The sequence below is a fragment of the Arthrobacter mangrovi genome (genome assembly GCF_026011795.1).
Taxonomy (GTDB): domain Bacteria; phylum Actinomycetota; class Actinomycetes; order Actinomycetales; family Micrococcaceae; genus Crystallibacter; species Crystallibacter mangrovi.
In genome coordinates, this window is sequence record NZ_BRVS01000026.1 from 157,568 (window position 1) to 173,670 (window position 16,103).

The window sequence follows — 16,103 nt, forward strand, 5'->3', positions numbered from 1 at the left end:
AAAGGCTCCACGCATGGACTTCCTGCAACCGGTGCTGGACGGCTTCGGCGTCGTACTGGCTCCCACCAACCTTCTGTACTGCCTGCTCGGCGTCGTCATCGGCATGCTGATCGGCGTGCTGCCGGGCCTCGGCCCCGCGGCCACGATCGCCATCCTGCTGCCGCTGACCTACGGCATCGATCCCGTCACCGCCATCATCATGCTGGCCGGCATCTTCTACGGCGCCCAGTACGGCGGAACCATCACCTCCGTGCTGCTGCGCCTGCCCGGCGAGGCCAGCTCCGTGGTCACCGTCTTCGACGGCTACCAGCTCGCCAAGCAGGGCAAGGCCGGCACCGCCCTCGGCATCGCCGCGATCGGCTCCTTCGTCGGCGGCACGATCGGCATCGTCGGCCTGACCTTCCTGGCCCCCATCGTCGCCGGCTTCGCCCTGGACTTCGGTCCGCCCGAGTATGCCGCGCTGGCCCTCCTGGGCATTCTGCTGGTCGCCACCATCAGCAACGGCAGCAAGACCAAGGCCCTGATCGCGGCGGCCCTCGGCCTGCTGCTGGCCACCGTGGGCCGCGACGTCTTCACCGGCGCCGAGCGCTTCACCTTCGGCAACCTGGACCTGGCGGACGGGATCGACTTCGTCCCCGTCGCCATGGGCCTGTTCGGCCTCGGCGAGATCCTCTACAACCTGGAAGAGCGCCACCGCGCGGCCAAGGCACCGGCCAAGGTGGCCAACGTCTGGCCCTCGCGCGCCGACCTGAAGCAGTCCTCCGGCGCCATCGGACGCGGCTCGGTCCTCGGGTTCTTCCTCGGGATCCTGCCCGGCGGCGGCGCGACCATCTCCTCGCTGGCGGCCTACGCCCTGGAAAAGAAGCGGTCCAAGAACCCCGAGCGCTTCGGCAAGGGCGCCGTCGAAGGCGTCGCCGCTCCCGAGACCGCCAATAACGCCGCCGCGACCAGCTCCTTCATCCCGCTGCTGACGCTGGGCATCCCGGCCAACGCCACCATGGCGCTGATGTTCGGCGCGCTGCTGATCCAGGGCGTCACCCCCGGACCGCAGCTGGTGGACCAGCACCCGGACCTGTTCTGGGGCGTGGTCAACTCGATGTACATCGGCAACATCCTGCTGCTGATCATGTCCATCCCGCTCGTCGGCATCTTCGTCAAGATCCTCCGCGTCCGCGCCGCCATCCTGGCACCGGTCACCGCCTTGATCACCATGCTGGGCGCCTATACGATCAACAACTCGATGTTCGACGTCGTGCTGGTCGTCGCCTTCGGCATCATCGGCTACCTGATGAAGAAGTTCGGGTTCGAGCCCGGGCCGCTGGTCCTGGCGTTCGTGCTCGGCTCGCTCCTGGAAGCCAACCTGCGCCGCTCCCTGCTGGTGCTCAACGGCGACCTGGGCGGTTTCTTCGGCCGCCCGATCTCGGCCACCCTGCTGGTGATCTTCGTCTTCGTCGCTGTCTGGCCGATGATCCAGTCCCTGCTGGCCAAGCGGAAGGCGAACCACGCCCTCGTAACCTCCACGTCACAGAAAGCCAAGGAAACAGTATGAGCATCCTCGTTGGATACGTCCCCACTCCCGTGGGCGAGGCGGCCGCCCGCGCCGCCATCGCCGAAGCCAAACTGCGCGGCGAGAAGCTGTTCGTGGTTAACTCGGTCCGCGAGGGAGCCCTGGTCGACAAATCGGTAGCTTCCGACGCCGACCTGGAGCGCATCACCGCGGCGGCATCGGAAGCCGGCGTCGAATCCTCGGTCCTGCAGTCCACCCACTCGGACGACCTGGCCGATGAGGTGCTGACGCTGGCCGAGGCCCACGACGTGTCGCTGATCGTCATCGGGCTGCGCCAGCGCAGCCAGGTGGGCAAGTTCATCATGGGATCGCACGCCCAGCGGATCCTCCTACAGGCGGACCGGCCGGTGCTGGCAGTGAAGGCCGACCAGGACGGGCACTGACCCGGGAGGGAAAGCAGATGGTGCCGGGCGGGATAACCGTCCGGCACCATCCGTTTAATGACCCGTCGCGCCGCTGCCCGTGCCCGTGCCCGTGCCCGTGCCGTGGCCGTGCCGGTGTGTCCGGACTCAGCGCCCCTTGAAGGCCAGCGAGGCGCCGAAGCCGACCAGGGCCAGGCCGGTGACCCGGTCCGTGGCGCGGACGAAGCCCGGGCGCTGGAGCTTCCCGCGGACCAGGTGGGTGCCGTTGATGATCAGCGAGAACCAGGCCAGGCCGAGCAGGTTGTGCACGCCGGCCAGCGCGATGCCCATGGCTAGGGGAGGGGCGCCTTCGGGGATGAACTGCGGGATCATGGCGATATAGAACACGCCGACCTTGGGATTCAGGAGGTTGGTCCCGGCCCCCTTGGCCCAGGAGAGCAGGAGGCCGCCGCGCCCCGGGTGGGCCTGCGGATCCTCCAGGTTCTTGACGGGGCCGCGGCGGAACGACCTCCACAGCATGGTGGCGCCCAGCCAGATCATGTACGCGGCGCCGGCGAACTGGAGCACCGTGAAGGCGGTCTCGGACGCGGCCAGCAGGGCCGATGCGCCGACGGCGGCGGCCGCACCCCAGGCCATGGCGCCGGCGTTGATGCCCAGCGCCGTGGCGTAGCCGTGCAGGCGTCCCTGGGCGATGGAAGCGCGCAGCACCAGGATCGTGTCCAGGCCCGGAATGATGGTCAGCAGGGCCGCGACCACGGCGAAGGACAACAGGGCCTGTTCCACACTCATGCCGTCCATGTTACGGCCGGAGCCGGGACCTCCCGCCGCGGCCGGAAGGCGCGGGGGAGCGGCGGCGGTCCTCGCGGCAGGCGCCCGCTTAAGGCACGTCAGGCCTTCGAGGTCCGCTCCGTTTCCTCCCCGAAGGACGGGATCATGCCGCGCACCTTGTCCGCCCACGCCGGGAAGCGCTCGGGGAAGCTGGCCTGCAGCACGTCCAGCATGATGGGAACCGAGGCGGAGGCGCCGGGCGATGCGCCGAGCAGCGCGGCGAGCGAGCCGCCCGCTGAGGTCACGACCTCGGTGCCGAAGCCAGCGATCGTTCCCCTGCCCTTGACCCTCTTGACGACCTGCACGCGCTGGCCGGCCGTGATCCACTCCCAGTCCGCCGGGTCGGCGTCGGGAACGAAGCGGCGCAGCTCGGCGAACCTCGCCCGCGGGGTCTGCAGGATCTGCCGCACCAGGTAGGCCACCAGTCCGGCGTTGTCGCGGGCCGCGGAAAGCAGCGTCGGCAGGTTGGCCGGGCGGATGGAACGCGGCAGGTCCAGCAGCGAACCGGACTTGAGGAACCGCGGGGAGAAGGCGCCGTAGGGACCGAACATCAGGTACTCCCGGCCATCGACCACGCGGGTGTCCAGATGCGGCACGGAAATGGGCGGGGCGCCGTCGGCCGCGTGGCCATAGACCTTGGCCCGGTGGCGCGCCACCAGTTCGGGCTTCGAGGTCCGGTAAAAGCAGCCGCTGATCGGGAATCCGCCGAAGGAGCGGGTCTCCGGCACCCCCGCCAGCTGCAGCAGGGGCAGCGTTGCCCCGCCCGCGCCCAGGAAGACGTAGCGGGCCGAAAGGCTCCGGACGCGCCCCGGCGAGCGGGACGTGACCAGCCAGCGGCCGCGCTCCCGGGCCAGCCCGGTGACTTCCTCGCGCAGCCTTGTCTCTGCCCCGCCGGCGGCGGCATCGGCCAGCAGCCGCCGGGTCAGGACGCCGTAGTCGACGTCGGTGCCGTCCGCCACGCGGGTTGCGGCCACCTGCCCGCCGGGTTCCCGGCCGGCGAACATGAGCGGCAGCCAGCGGGCCAGCACCGCCGGATCCTCGGAGTACTCCATCGCCGCGAACGGCGGCCGGCCCGCCATGGCACAGTGGCGGGCGCGCAGGTACTCCACCCCGCGGGGCCCGTGGGCGAAGCTGAAGTGCGGGACCGCGCGGATGAAGCCGGCCGGGTCCCCGAGGCCTCCCTCCGCGGCCAGGTGCGCCCAGTACTGGCGGGACTGCCGGAACTGCGCATTGATCCTCAGCGCGCTGGAAATGTCCACCCCGCCGTCGGACGTGCGGGGCGTGTAGTTGAACTCGCACAGCCCGGCGTGCCCGGTGCCGGCGTTGTGCCAGGCATGGGAGCTCTCCAGCCCGGCCTCCGGCAACCGCTCGAGCACGGCAATTCGCCACCCCGGCTCGAGCCGGACCAGCAGGCTGGCCAGGGTGGCACCCATGATCCCCGCGCCGACGATGACGGCGTCGAATCCATCGGACATGGGGTCCATCGATGGCGGGTGTGGTTTCATCAAGATTCTCCGCAGCTAGAGGCTCGTGCCGATGGTCGCCGCGCCGGTGGCCTGCCGTGCGCGGGCTACCAGCGGGGGCTTTCGAGGGTGTAGTCCGGATCGATGCGCTGCATGTAGCCCGTGTCGTCCCGGCTGGTCAGCCCGCAGTCCAGGTACTGGCGGTGCAGCTTTTCGAGGTTGTCCGCATCGAGTTCGACGCCGAGGCCGGGGGCGGTGGGCACCGCTACGGCGCCGTCGGTGAAGGTGAGGGCGCCGGGGGCGACGATGTCCTCGTCGCCCTTCTTCCAGGGCCAGTGGGTGTCGCAGGCGTAGTCGAGGTTGGGCGTGGCCGCGGCGAGGTGGACCATGGCGGCCAGGGAGATGCCCAGGTGGGAGTTGGAGTGCATGGACAGGCCCAGGCCGAAGGTCTCGGTGAGGCCGGCCAGGGTCTGGGAGCGGCGCAGGCCGCCCCAGAAGTGGTGGTCGGAAAGGATGACGTCGACGGCTCCGGCGGCGATGGCCGGCGGCACGTCGTTGAAGGAGACGACGCACATGTTGGTGGCCAGCGGCATGGGCACGTTGGCGCGGACTTCGGCCATGCCCTCGATGCCGGGGGTCGGGTCCTCGAGGTATTCGAGGACGCCGTCGAGTTCCTTGCCGACCTTGATCGAGGTCTCGACGGTCCAGGCGGCGTTGGGGTCCAGGCGCAGCGGCAGGTCCGGAAACTCCTCGCGGAGCGCCTTGATCGCGGCGACTTCCTGGTCCGGTGCGAACACGCCGCCCTTCAGCTTGAGCGCGCTGAAGCCGTAGCCGTCGACCATGGTGCGGGCCTGGGCAACAATGCCGTCCGGATCCAGGGCCGGGCCCCACGGGTCCGGCTCGAAGCCGGGGTGGGTGGCCCATTTGTAGAACAGGTAGCCGCTGAACGCCACGGAATCGCGGACGGCGCCGCCGAGCAGGTCGCTGACCGGGCGGCCGAGGAGCTTGCCCTGGATATCGAGGGCGGCGACGTCGAAGGGGGACAGGACCCGGTCGGCCGTGGAGGAGCCGGTGACCATGCCGGACATGCCGTGGCCGCCCTGCACGGTATCGGCCGCCAGCGCGCGGGCGACGGCCTGGCGCATCCGGTTGATGTTGAAGACGTCGGCGCCGGTGAGTGCTTCCGCGGCGAGGTGCAGCCGCTGGAGGTGGCCGGCGTCGCCATAGGTTTCGCCGAGACCGGTCACGCCGGCGTCGGTATGGACCTGGACGATCGCCCGGAGCGCGAACGGCTCATGCACCCCGACGGTGTTCAGCAGCGGCGGATCCGCGAACGCCACCGGCGTGATCGTGATGCCCGTGATGGCAACCTGGCCGAGGTGCTCGGAGGAGAGACCGGTGACGGGCGCGGCGTCGGCGACAGACATGGGGCGGAAGTCCTTTCACGAAAGAGCCCGGGAGGGCGCAAGATGCACTTCACGCTAATCGCGGCAGTGATGCGTGTCCAAGATCACTTATGCACCGAACGATGCCGGATTGGTATCGGTGCCCTGAGGGCGGCAGTTCCTCAGCGGCCGCCGGATTCCTGCTCGAGCCGCCGCTTGGAGTTGGCCAGATGGGTGCGCATGGCCGCGGCGGCTGCCTGCGCATCGCCGGACTCGAGGGCTGCCAGGACGGCCTCGTGTTCCGCGGAGACCTGGGCCAGCCGGGTGGCCTCGGCTTCGGTGCCGCTGCGGTCCAGCCGGTGCCGGGGCATGGCGATCATGGCGGGACCGAGCCCGCCGACCGCGTCGGCCAGGTAAGGGTTGCCGCTGGCTTCGGCGATGGTGCGGTGGAAGTCGAAGTCCTTGCTCAGCGCCTCGGCCGGATTCCCCTCCGCGCGGCTGAAGGCATCCAGCGTGCTGCGCAGCGCGGCTCGCTGGGTCCTGGTGGAGCGGGCAGCCGCAAGGGCGGCCGCCTCGCTCTCGATGCCGATCCGGTATTCCATCAGCTGCTGGCGCTCCCGGAGGGTGCGCACCGGCCGGACCGGAAGCTGCGGGGCGTCCCCGGCCGAGGGAGGCGTGAGCGCGAAGCTGCCGCTGCCGCGCCGGGTGTGCACCAAACCTTCCGCCTGCAGCCGGGTGATCGCTTCGCGCACCACGGTGCGGCTGACACCGTGCTCGGCGATCAGCGTGTTCTCGCTCGGGAGCTTCTCGCCGGGCGCAATTTCGCCGTCCACAATGCGGCGGCGCAGCTCATCGACCAGGGTGGCGGTCAGGTTCGGTTTCATCGCTCTGCTGGTCTTTCGCAAAAGGTAGGACAACGACGGCGGTGCGGGCACCGCCGTCGTTGTGTGAATGGAGCGCACGGGGTGCGCCGGGGGTCAGGCGCGGCCGAACTCCACGGTGTCCGTGGTCCAGGCGCGGGCCTGGTCGCTGAAGGTGAAGCCGAGGCCGGGGCGGTCCGGAACGATCATGCGGCCTTCCTTGGTCTCGAGCCGCTCGTTGAACAGGGGGTCCAGCCAGTCGAAGTGCTCGACCCACGGTTCGCGCGGGTAGGTGGCGGCCAGGTGCAGGTGGATCTCCATGGCGAAATGCGGGGCCAGGTCCAGCCCGGCCTGGTCCGCGAGCGTGGCCAGCCGCAGGAACTGCGTGATGCCGCCGACGCGCGGGGCATCGGGCTGGATGATGTCGCAGGCCCTGGCCGCGATGAGGCGCTCGTGCTCGGCGACGGAGGCAAGCATCTCGCCGGTGGCGATGGGGGTGTCCAGTGCGGCGGCGAGGGCGGCATGGCCCTCGGCGTCGTAGGCGTCCAGCGGCTCTTCGATCCAGACCAGGTCGAACTGCTCCAGCTTGCGGCCCATCCGCAGGGCGGTGGCGCGGTCCCACTGCTGGTTGGCGTCCACCATGAGCGGCACGTCGGGGCCGATGTGCTCGCGCACGGCGGCGACCCGGCGCAGGTCCTCGGCATTGTCCGGGAGGCCGACCTTGATCTTGATGCCGCCGATGCCCTCCTCGATGGACTGGCTGGCGCGGTCCTTCACCTCGTCGATGGTGGCGTTGAGGAAGCCGCCGGAGGTGTTGTAGGTGCGGACGGAGTCGCGGTAGGAGCCGAGGAACTTGGCCAGCGGGAGGCCGGCGCGCTTGGCCTTCAGGTCGTAGAGCGCGATATCCAGCGCGGCGAGGGCCTGGGTGGCGACGCCGGAGCGGCCAACGGAGGCGCCGGCCCAGAGCAGCTTGTTATACAGCTTGGCGATGTCGTTGGGGTCCTCGCCGAGCATGGTCTCCGCGACCTCTTTAGCGTGCGCGAACTGGGCCGGGCCGCCGGCGCGCTTGGAGTAGGAGAAGCCCAGGCCCTCATGGCCCTGCTCGGTCTTGATCTCGGCGAAGAGGAAGACGACCTCGGTCATCGGCTTCTGCCGGCCGGTGAAGACCTTGGCATCGGAGATCGGGGTGGCCAGCGGCAGCCTCGCCGTGGAGAGCTTGACGTGGCGGATGGCATCGGTCAGGTAGGTCATGGCAGTCCTTGGGCAGGAGAAGTTGGTCCACTGATAATACAAGTAGACCAACTTATATGACAAGTGCTTCCTGTCAGGCCAGGCGGGTTTCCGGGCTCCGGGTCTTCCGCGGGTCGCGCTCGGCGAGGGATCCGATGGCTTGCTCGATCCGGGACATGGTGCCCTCGCCGAGCCTCACCCCGGCCGCCTGGACATTGGAGGCGATCTGTTCCGGCCGGGACGCTCCGATGATGGCGGAGGCGACGTTGGGATTCTGCAGCACCCAGGCCACGGCGAGCTGCGCCATGGTCAGGCCGGCGTCCTCTGCGATGGGCTGCAGCCGGTGCACGCCGTTGAGGACGTCGTCGTCCAGCCACCTGCTGATCATGTCCGCGCCGCCCTTTTCGTCGGCCGCCCGGCTGCCCTGCGGCACTGCCGCCCCCGGCTTGTACTTGCCGGTGAGCACGCCCTGCGCCACGGGGGACCAGACAATCTGGGAGATCCCGAGGTCTTCCGATGCCGGAACCACCTCGTCTTCGATCACGCGCCAGAGCATGGAGTACTGCGGCTGGTTGGAAACCAGCTGGATGCCCAGATCGCGCGCCAGGCCGTGGCCCGCGCGGAGCTGGTCGGCCGTCCACTCGCTCACGCCGATATACAGCGCCTTGCCCGCCCGGACCACGTCGGCGAAGGCCTGCATGGTTTCCTCGAGCGGCGTCTCGGCATCGTAGCGGTGCGCCTGGTAGAGGTCCACGTAGTCGGTCTGCAGCCGCCGGAGGGACCCGTCGATCGACTCCATGATGTGCTTGCGCGAGAGGCCGGTGTCGTTGTGCCCCTTCGGGCCGGTAGGGAAGTAGACCTTGGTGAAGATTTCCAGCGATTCCCGCCGCTCGTCCTTCAGCGCGTCGCCGAGGACCTGCTCGGCCGCCGTATTGGCATACACATCCGCGGTGTCGAAGGTGGTGATGCCCGCGTCCAGGGCGGCGTGCACGCACGCGGTGGCGACGTCGTTCTCCACCTGGGAGCCGTGCGTCAGCCAGTTCCCGAAGGTGATTTCCGAAATCTTCAGCCCGCTGTTGCCCAGATACCTGAATTCCATGGTCCCGATGCTACCGGCCCGCCGGCGGCCCGTCCCGCCGGGGATATGATGCAGGCAAAAGGGCACCTGATGCCGGACTTGCCGGGCTGACGAGGAGGGACGGGCCGTGCCGCTGGGACTCGTGCTGGATCTTCTCGGCACCTTCTTCTTCGCCGTGTCCGGCTGCCTGCTGGCCGCCCGGCGCGGCTTCGACATCATCGGTTCGCTGTTCCTGGGCGCACTGGCCGGGCTCGGCGGCGGCGTGATCCGCGACCTGATCCTGGGCGAAGTGCCGAGCGCGTTCGACAGCCCGGTGTACCTGGCGGCCCCGGCAGTGGCGGCAGTCATGGTCTTTTTCCTCAAGCGCAGCGTGGAGCGGATGCGCAAACCCCTGCTCGTGTTCGACGCCGGCGGCCTGGCCCTGTTCTGCATCGTCGGCACGGTCAAGGCGCTTGAGGTGGGGCTGAACCCGATCGCGTCGGCGCTGCTGGGCGTGACCACGGCCGTTGGCGGCGGCATGCTCCGCGACGTCGTCGCCAACCGGGAGCCGCAGCTGTTCGACCCGCGGGATATCTATGCCGTCCCGGCAATGCTCGGGGCGGGAATCACGGCCGTCGTCTGGCAGGCGGACCTGTACAGCCCGGTGGCCGCGGTCGCCATCGCCACGGTCGTCTTCGGCCTGCGGGTGCTTTCGCTGCGCTTCGGCTGGCACATCCCGCATGCCTCGGCGCCGTGGCAGCGGTACGAGGACTAGGCCGAACGGCTCAGCGGCCGGACCGACCGTAGCGGTGTTCGGGACGTCCCGTGCTGCCGTAGCGCAGGTGGATTTCGACGGCGCCGTCGTCCGCCAGCGCCGAGAGGTAGCGCTGCGCGGTGGCCCGGGAGATGCCGACCTGCTGCGCCACTTCGGCCGCGGAGTATTGGCTGCCCGGCGGCAGCGCGTCGAGCACAGCCGCTTCCGTCGCGGAGCGGGTCCTCGCGGCCGGAGCGGCGGGCTCGGCGGGAAACAGCGTATGCAGGGCGCGGTCCACTGTGTCCTGGTCGACCGACGGTTGGTCCGCGAGCATGCGCCGGAACCGGGCGTAGGCGCGGAGCCGGCGGGAGAGCTGCTCCGCGGTAAACGGCTTGATGAGGTAGCCCAGGGCACCGCGCCGCAGCGCCTTGCGGACGGAGGCAGCATCCGCAGCAGCGGTGAGCATGATCGCGTCCACGTCCACCGTGCGCAGCAAGTCCAGCCCGAGCGCGTCCGGCAGGTAGACGTCCAGCAGCAGCAAGTCCGGTTCCTGGCCGTGCACCGCCCGCAGGGCCTGCTCCGCCGAGCCGACCGGCGGCAGCGCGGTAAAGCCGGGGACGGCGTCCACATAGCCGGCATGCAGCCGGCCCACGTGGAAGTCGTCGTCGACAATGAGCACCCGAAGGTCCGTCATGGGGCCTCTCCTGTTCCTTGCGGTTCCACTGTTCCGGGCAGCCGGGCGCAGAAAACGGCGCCAGGCCCGCCGTCCCGGCCGGCATCGGCGACCCAGACGTCACCGCCGCGCCGCCGCGCCAGCCGCCGGACCAGCGGCAGGCCAAAGCCCTGTCCGTGCGCATCGGGCAGGGCCGCCACGGGGTCGCCGCCGTCGGCCAGAGTCTCCGGCGTGCCCTTCGCCGTGGAATACCCTTCGGCGAAGATACGCTCCGTGGCAGCAACGCCGTCGTCGTTGGCGGCCCTGGCGTCCGTGCTTCCGGCCGGTCCGGCCGCCGTCGCCCCAAGGCCGTCCCCGGAGTCCGCGACCACCACGTGGAGCGTCCCGCCGCCCGCCGCCAGTTCGTCCATCACCTCGACTTCGGCCCAACGGTCCGGGTTGCTGCCATGGACCGCGGCGCGCACGGCGTTATCGATCAGGTTTCCCAGGACCGTGGTGACGTCCTGCGGGTCCGTGATGCGTCCGCGGATGAGCGTCTCCGGGCCCACCCGCAGGGCGACGCCGCGCTCGGCAGCCTCCACGCTCTTGGCTCCGACGAAGGCCTGCAGGTACGGATCCTTCAGCAGCTCGGCCTGCTCCGCCGGATAGCTCAGGGGCCCGGTCCGCATGATCTCCGCGACGTAGTCCCGGGCCTCGGCATACCGCCCGATTCCGAGCAGGCCGGAGACGGTGTGCAGCCGGTTGGCGAACTCGTGGCGCTGGGCGCGCAGCGCGGTGGAAAGCGCGCCGACGGCATCCAGCTGCCGGGTCAGCGACTGCACCGTGGTGCGGTCGCGCAGCATGATCACCCAGCCCAGTTCCGGCGCGCCGGTGCCGGCGACGGCGGTGCCTCCCGGGCGGTAGCCGCGCCTTCCCGGGGTGCGGCTGGGCTGGACCTGGCGCGCGGAAGCGATCAGCACGCGGGAGCCGACCAGCTGCTCGACCGCCGGGGACTGCGGGTCCGCAGCGGGCAGCAGGGCGGCGAGGAAATCCGGCAGGCCTGCCGCGTCCAGCGGCCGGCCGACGAACTCGGCGTCGATGGGTATGCCGAGCAGCCGCTTGGCTTAGCGGTTGAAGACCGTGATCCGCCGGTCCTGCGAGACGCCGATGACGCCCTCGTCCACGCCGCGCAGCACAGCCTCCTGGTCCTGCACGAGCGCCGAAATCTCCTCCGGCTCGAGGCCGAGGGTGAGGCGTTTGAGGCGTCGGCCCAGCAGCAGCGAGGCCACCGTGCCGAGGGCGAGGGCACCCGCCGCCGTGGCGGCGATGGGCAGCACGTCGCCGGCCAGGCTTTCCAGCACCGCTCCGCTCGAGAAGCCGACGCTGACTTCGCCGACCACGTTCGTAGAGTCCGGCGCGAAGACGGGCACCTTGGCGCGCGCCGAATGGCCGAGGGTGCCCTGTTCCTGCGCGGTCACCTCGCGGCCAGCCAGTGCCTCGGTGGGGTCGGTGCTCACGCGCTGGCCGAGCAGGGCAGGATTGGGGTGCGCCAGCCGCAGGCCGGCATCGTCCGTGACCACTACGAACAGCGCCCCGGTGCGGCTCCGGACATCCTCGGCCAGGGGCTGCAGCGGGCCCCGCGTGAGGGCCGCGGCGGAAAGCTCCGCGGGCGGGGCATCCTTCAGGGCCGCGGTGGCCTGCCTGACGTCGCCGGAGGCGGCCACCGACCGTGCCACCGCCAGCGCCTGGCCCTCTGCTTCGGTGCCCAGCCGCTGGTAGGTGAGCCAGCCCAGCATGAGGGCCGAGAGCAGCACGACCAGCGCCACGACCGCGAGCTGGAGCAGCAGCATCCGCGTGGAGAATCCGATCCGCCAGCCGCGGCGGCGGTGCTCGGTGGCCATGTTCCCTCCCGGCGGCTGACTGGCTGGTAGATCTCGGTGAGCTAAATGAGCAAAACGTGCGCAATAAGAAGTATGCACCTCAAGGGAGCTAAACCGCCATCCGTGACCGGGGCCACTCTATGGTCTGTATGGCCGGTCACACCCCGGTCCGTTAGACAAAGGAGTTACTGTGCTGGTCTTCCTGGGATTCGCGATGATCGCGGTCTTCATGGCCCTGATCATGACGAAGAAACTGACACCGGTGCTGGCCCTCATCATCGTGCCCACCGTGTTCGGCCTCTTCGCCGGCGCCGGCCTCGGCCTGGGGGACATGGTCCTCGAGTCGATGAAGTCGCTGACGTCGACGGCGGCGCTGCTGATGTTCGCCATCATCTTCTTCGGCCTGATGATCGACGTCGGCCTCTTCGATCCGCTGGTGCGCTTCATCCTGCGCACGCTGGGCAACGACCCGGCAAAGGTGGTGCTCGGCACCGCGGTGCTGGCCGCCGTCGTTTCCCTCGACGGGGACGGATCCACCACCTTCATCCTGACCACGGCCGCGATGCTGCCGATCTACCTGCGGCTGGGCATGAGCCCGGTGGTCCTGACCTGTGTCGCCGGCCTGGCCAACGGCACCATGAACATCGTTCCCTGGGGCGGACCGACCGCACGTGCCGCCGCTGCCCTGGACGTGTCGCCGACCGACGTCTTCGTCCCGATGATCCCGTCCCTGCTGGCCGGCATGGTCATCGTCATGATCTTTGCGTGGACCCTGGGCCTGCATGAACGCAAGCGCCTCGCGGGCGGCGTCCCGGACGCCAAGGGCAAGCCCAACCTCTGGGAGAACAGCGGCGCAGGCTCGGGCAGCAAGGACAACGGCGGCAGCGGCCGGACCGGTTCCGGCAGCGGTTCCACTCGTGTCCAGCCCTCCGGCACCCCGGCCGCCGGCGGCTCCGTGGCCCTCCTGGAGGCTCCCGTGGAGGAGCAGGCCGCGGACTCGTCGTCGCTGGTCGGCTCTGCCCTCGACCCCAACCGCCCGACCCTGCGCCCGAAGCTGTTCTGGTTCAACCTGGTGCTGACCGTGGCCGTCATGGTCGTGCTGGTGCTCGACATCATCCCGCTGGCCTACGTCTTCATGATCGGCGCCGCGCTGGCCCTCGTGGTCAACTTCCCGAAGGTCAAGGACCAGGCCGCCCAACTGGTCGCGCACGGCCAGAGCATCGTCGCCGTCGTCTCCATGGTGATGGCCGCAGGCGTGCTGACCGGCGTGCTGGACGGCACCGGCATGGTGGACGCCATGGCCACCTGGCTGGTGAACATCATTCCCGAATCGATGGGCCCGTTCATGGCCGTCATCACCGGCCTGCTCAGCATCCCGATGACGTTCTTCATGAGCAACGACGCGTTCTACTTCGGCGTGCTGCCGGTCCTGAGCGAAACCGCCGCGCACTTCGGCATCGCCCCGGCGGAGATGGCCCGCGCGTCGATCACCGGCCAGCCGGTGCACATGCAGAGCCCGCTGGTGCCCGCGATCCTGCTGCTGGTCTCGCTGGCCAGCGTGGAGCTCGGCGACCACCACAAGAAGGTCCTCTGGCGCGCCGCGGTCGTCTCCGTGGTAATGCTCGCGGTGGGCATCCTGCTGGGCGCCATTCCCTGGGGCTGAAGCCAGGCAGCGTAAGACGGCACCCGGGCAAGTCGCGCGACTTGCCCGGGTGCCGTGCCGTTAAGGGCGGGGCGGGGCCCGGGGCGGCTAGGGTCCGAGCCGGCGTGCCCGCAGGACGCTGTCCGCCAGCCTCGCGGTCTGTCCGTCCGGGCCGGTGACCTCCCGTTCCAAGGAGCCCACCGTGTCCAGGTCCCAGCCGGCCTGGTCCAGGCGCAGGCCGGCCGCCACTTCCGCGGCTGTCGGCAGCGGCTCTTCCGGCTCCGGATGCCGGGACCAGGGCGGAAAGGACTCGTGGCCGACGATGAGCAGCGTGCCGCCGGGCGCGACCGCGGCGGCCGCGTGCTCGAGGATCCGGTTGCGGGGCAATTCGGTCGGGGAGTGCAGGAACTGCGCCGACACCAGGTCGAATTGACGGTCCGGGGCCCACTCCGCCAGATCCAGCCGCTGCCACTCGATCCGCCCGGCAACCCCCTCCGCCTCGGCATGGCGGGCGGCCCGTGCCAGGGCCACCTCCGAAACGTCGACCCCGGTCACCTGCCAGCCCCTGGCCGCCAGCCAGATCGCGTCGGCGCCCTCGCCGCAGCCCAGATCCACCGCGGTCCCGGGGGTCAGGCCGGATACCTCGCGGACGAGTGCGCCATTGGGCCGGCCGCTCCAGACCTTGTCCCGCTCGGCGTAGAAGCCGTCCCAGAAGTCCGAGACGCCGCTCACCACCGGCCCTCGTTCGCGTACGGTCTGGACCACAGCGCCACCTGCAGGACCACGGCCTTCAGCCAGGCTTCCATCATCGCCTCCACCTTCTCCGCCGATTCCTCCCGCTTGGCGAGGAATGGACGGATCGTCGTCGTTATCGGCACCACCAGGGCGATTAGATGCCGTAGCGGCACCACCCGGGTCGAACCTACCTGGTCCGTCTCGTTCTTGTGCTCCGGGGTGTGCCGCAACGCGATCTCGTTCTGGTAATCCAGCCACTCCTGATCGTACGGGCGGGTGCAGGTATCCCGGATCCACTGGCCGAACCGGGAGCGAACGGCCTCGAGGTACTCGGCGATGGGTTCGCCGCCGGGACGCGAAAAATGCGCGACGAGGTGGGGCTGGCCGGCAACGAAGCCGTACCAGGTATCGAGGATCTTCTCGACCTGGCCGTCCAGCAGTTCTCCGGCCCGCCGCAGCAGGGCCGCATCCTTCTCGCCGAACATCACGCTGGCCTTGAGCTCTTCAAGCTCCGCAAGGGTGACGGGCGAGTGGCCTGCGGCGCCGTAGGTGTAGCCCGGGATTTCGGAATTTTTGGGGGTTTGGATGGACATGGCTGACCTCCGGCTCGTTGAGTGAGGCCATTAATACTCCGGGCCGCGGCAACCGGCAACGGTGAATCCGGCGGCTTCGGGAGGTAGGTTGGGCGGGAACGGCGGATCTACAGGAGGCGGGCCGGATGAGGATTGCGGTGCTGGACGACTACCAGGATGTGGCCCTGCGGAGCGCGCCGTGGTCGGAACTTGGCGAAGGTTCCGAGGTAGTGCGGTTCACCGGCCACCTGGCCGGACCCGATGAACTGGCGGAGCGACTGCGGGATTTCGACGCCGTCGTCGTTATGCGTGAACGCACGCCGATTTCCGCCGAGCTGCTGGACCGGCTGCCGAACCTGCGCCTGGTCACGACGATGGGGATGGCGAATGCCTCCATCGACCTGGACGCCGCCGCTCGCAACGGCGTGACCGTGTGCGGCACCCGCCGCGGCACCGCCGCCACCGCCGAACTCGCCTGGGCCTTGGTGATGGCCGTGGCCCGCGACATTCCCGCGAACGACCGCGACGTCCGCGCCGGCCTCTGGCAGCAGCGCCTCGGCATCGACCTCGAAGGGGCCACCCTCGGGCTGGTCGGGCTCGGCAAGCTCGGAACCAGGATGGCGGAATACGCCCGGGTCTTCGGCATGGAAGTCATCGCATGGAGCCCGCACCTGACCCCCGAGCGCGCCGCAGCCGGCGGCGCGGAGCAGGTCAGCAAAGGGGAGCTGTTCCGGCGCAGCGACATCGCCAGCATCCATCTCCGCCTCTCGGACAGCACCCGGGGCCTCGTCGGCCGGCGGGAGCTGGACCTGCTGGGCGCCGAAGGGCGGCTAGTGAACACCTCCCGCGGCCCGATCGTGGACGAAGCCGAACTCGTCGCGGCGCTGGGCGAAGGCCGGATCGCTGCGGCGGCCCTGGACGTTTACGACACCGAACCGCTCCCCGCCGGATCGCCCCTGCGGGACGCACCGAACCTGATCCTCAGTCCGCACATCGGGTTTGTCACGCAGCGGGCCCTTCGGCTCGGCTACACCCAGATGCTCGAAGACATCCAGGCCTTCCAAGCCGGCCACCCGATCAACGTCCTGGCCTGACGTCGGGCGGAATGCGGAGACC

14 protein-coding genes and 1 pseudogene are annotated in these 16,103 nt (G+C 69.9%); 5 read left to right on the forward strand and 10 right to left on the reverse strand.

Translation table 11 applies throughout. The annotated features are described in order from the left end of the window. Positions 1-13 precede the first annotated feature (13 nt). Both AHIS1636_RS17560 and AHIS1636_RS17565 read left to right on the forward strand, forming a co-directional pair. Entirely contained in the window at positions 14-1,549 is a 1,536-nt protein-coding gene (locus AHIS1636_RS17560; protein WP_264797136.1) for a tripartite tricarboxylate transporter permease, read from the forward strand. Continuing rightward, positions 1,546-1,950 carry a universal stress protein gene (locus AHIS1636_RS17565; protein ID WP_264797137.1) on the forward strand — a complete coding sequence of 135 codons (405 nt, stop codon included), beginning with the start codon at positions 1,546-1,548 and terminating at the stop codon, positions 1,948-1,950. Before AHIS1636_RS17560 ends, AHIS1636_RS17565 begins: the two co-directional genes overlap by 4 nt. Positions 1,951-2,076: 126 nt before the next feature. Here AHIS1636_RS17565 and AHIS1636_RS17570 read toward each other — a convergent pair whose 3' ends face one another. From AHIS1636_RS17570 to AHIS1636_RS17595, 6 genes are all read right to left on the reverse strand, one after another. Then, positions 2,077-2,718 (reverse strand): LysE family translocator, encoded by a 642-nt coding sequence (locus tag AHIS1636_RS17570; RefSeq protein WP_264797138.1) that lies wholly within the window; start codon positions 2,716-2,718, stop codon positions 2,077-2,079. Between the two features lie 98 nt (positions 2,719-2,816). Then, complete coding sequence (gene mqo, locus AHIS1636_RS17575) at positions 2,817-4,232, reverse strand: malate dehydrogenase (quinone) (protein WP_264797139.1); 1,416 nt, start codon at positions 4,230-4,232, stop codon at positions 2,817-2,819. 95 nt (positions 4,233-4,327) lie between these two features. Beyond that, positions 4,328-5,647 (reverse strand): glucarate dehydratase family protein, encoded by a 1,320-nt coding sequence (locus tag AHIS1636_RS17580; protein ID WP_264797140.1) that lies wholly within the window; start codon positions 5,645-5,647, stop codon positions 4,328-4,330. A 140-nt stretch (positions 5,648-5,787) separates the two neighbouring features. Beyond that, complete coding sequence (locus tag AHIS1636_RS17585) at positions 5,788-6,489, reverse strand: FadR/GntR family transcriptional regulator (RefSeq protein WP_264797141.1); 702 nt, start codon at positions 6,487-6,489, stop codon at positions 5,788-5,790. A gap of 93 nt (positions 6,490-6,582) precedes the next feature. Further along, a complete protein-coding gene (locus AHIS1636_RS17590; RefSeq protein ID WP_264797142.1) occupies positions 6,583-7,716 on the reverse strand; it encodes an L-talarate/galactarate dehydratase in 1,134 nt (377 codons plus the stop codon). A 73-nt stretch (positions 7,717-7,789) separates the two neighbouring features. Continuing rightward, complete coding sequence (locus tag AHIS1636_RS17595; protein ID WP_264797143.1) at positions 7,790-8,794, reverse strand: aldo/keto reductase family protein; 1,005 nt, start codon at positions 8,792-8,794, stop codon at positions 7,790-7,792. A 112-nt stretch (positions 8,795-8,906) separates the two neighbouring features. On the opposite strand from AHIS1636_RS17595, the gene AHIS1636_RS17600 reads away from it, so the two are divergent. Continuing rightward, a complete protein-coding gene (locus tag AHIS1636_RS17600; protein WP_264797179.1) occupies positions 8,907-9,527 on the forward strand; it encodes a trimeric intracellular cation channel family protein in 621 nt (206 codons plus the stop codon). Between the two features lie 10 nt (positions 9,528-9,537). Here AHIS1636_RS17600 and AHIS1636_RS17605 read toward each other — a convergent pair whose 3' ends face one another. Both AHIS1636_RS17605 and AHIS1636_RS17610 read right to left on the reverse strand, forming a co-directional pair. Beyond that, positions 9,538-10,200 (reverse strand): response regulator, encoded by a 663-nt coding sequence (locus tag AHIS1636_RS17605; RefSeq protein WP_264797144.1) that lies wholly within the window; start codon positions 10,198-10,200, stop codon positions 9,538-9,540. After that, positions 10,197-12,059: pseudogene (locus AHIS1636_RS17610) on the reverse strand (sensor histidine kinase). Before AHIS1636_RS17610 ends, AHIS1636_RS17605 begins: the two are co-directional and overlap by 4 nt. Positions 12,060-12,228: 169 nt before the next feature. On the opposite strand from AHIS1636_RS17610, the gene AHIS1636_RS17615 reads away from it, so the two are divergent. Continuing rightward, positions 12,229-13,701: a CitMHS family transporter gene (locus tag AHIS1636_RS17615; protein ID WP_264797145.1), complete on the forward strand. Its 1,473-nt coding sequence runs from the start codon at positions 12,229-12,231 to the stop codon at positions 13,699-13,701. A gap of 87 nt (positions 13,702-13,788) precedes the next feature. Here AHIS1636_RS17615 and AHIS1636_RS17620 read toward each other — a convergent pair whose 3' ends face one another. Next, positions 13,789-14,445 (reverse strand): SAM-dependent methyltransferase, encoded by a 657-nt coding sequence (locus tag AHIS1636_RS17620; RefSeq protein WP_264797146.1) that lies wholly within the window; start codon positions 14,443-14,445, stop codon positions 13,789-13,791. Beyond that, positions 14,409-15,008: a protoglobin domain-containing protein gene (locus AHIS1636_RS17625; protein ID WP_264797147.1), complete on the reverse strand. Its 600-nt coding sequence runs from the start codon at positions 15,006-15,008 to the stop codon at positions 14,409-14,411. Before AHIS1636_RS17625 ends, AHIS1636_RS17620 begins: the two co-directional genes overlap by 37 nt. A 125-nt stretch (positions 15,009-15,133) precedes the next feature. Between AHIS1636_RS17625 and AHIS1636_RS17630 the strand changes: the two genes are divergently transcribed. Continuing rightward, a complete protein-coding gene (locus tag AHIS1636_RS17630; RefSeq protein WP_264797148.1) occupies positions 15,134-16,081 on the forward strand; it encodes a D-2-hydroxyacid dehydrogenase family protein in 948 nt (315 codons plus the stop codon). The last annotated feature ends 22 nt before the right edge of the window (positions 16,082-16,103 follow it).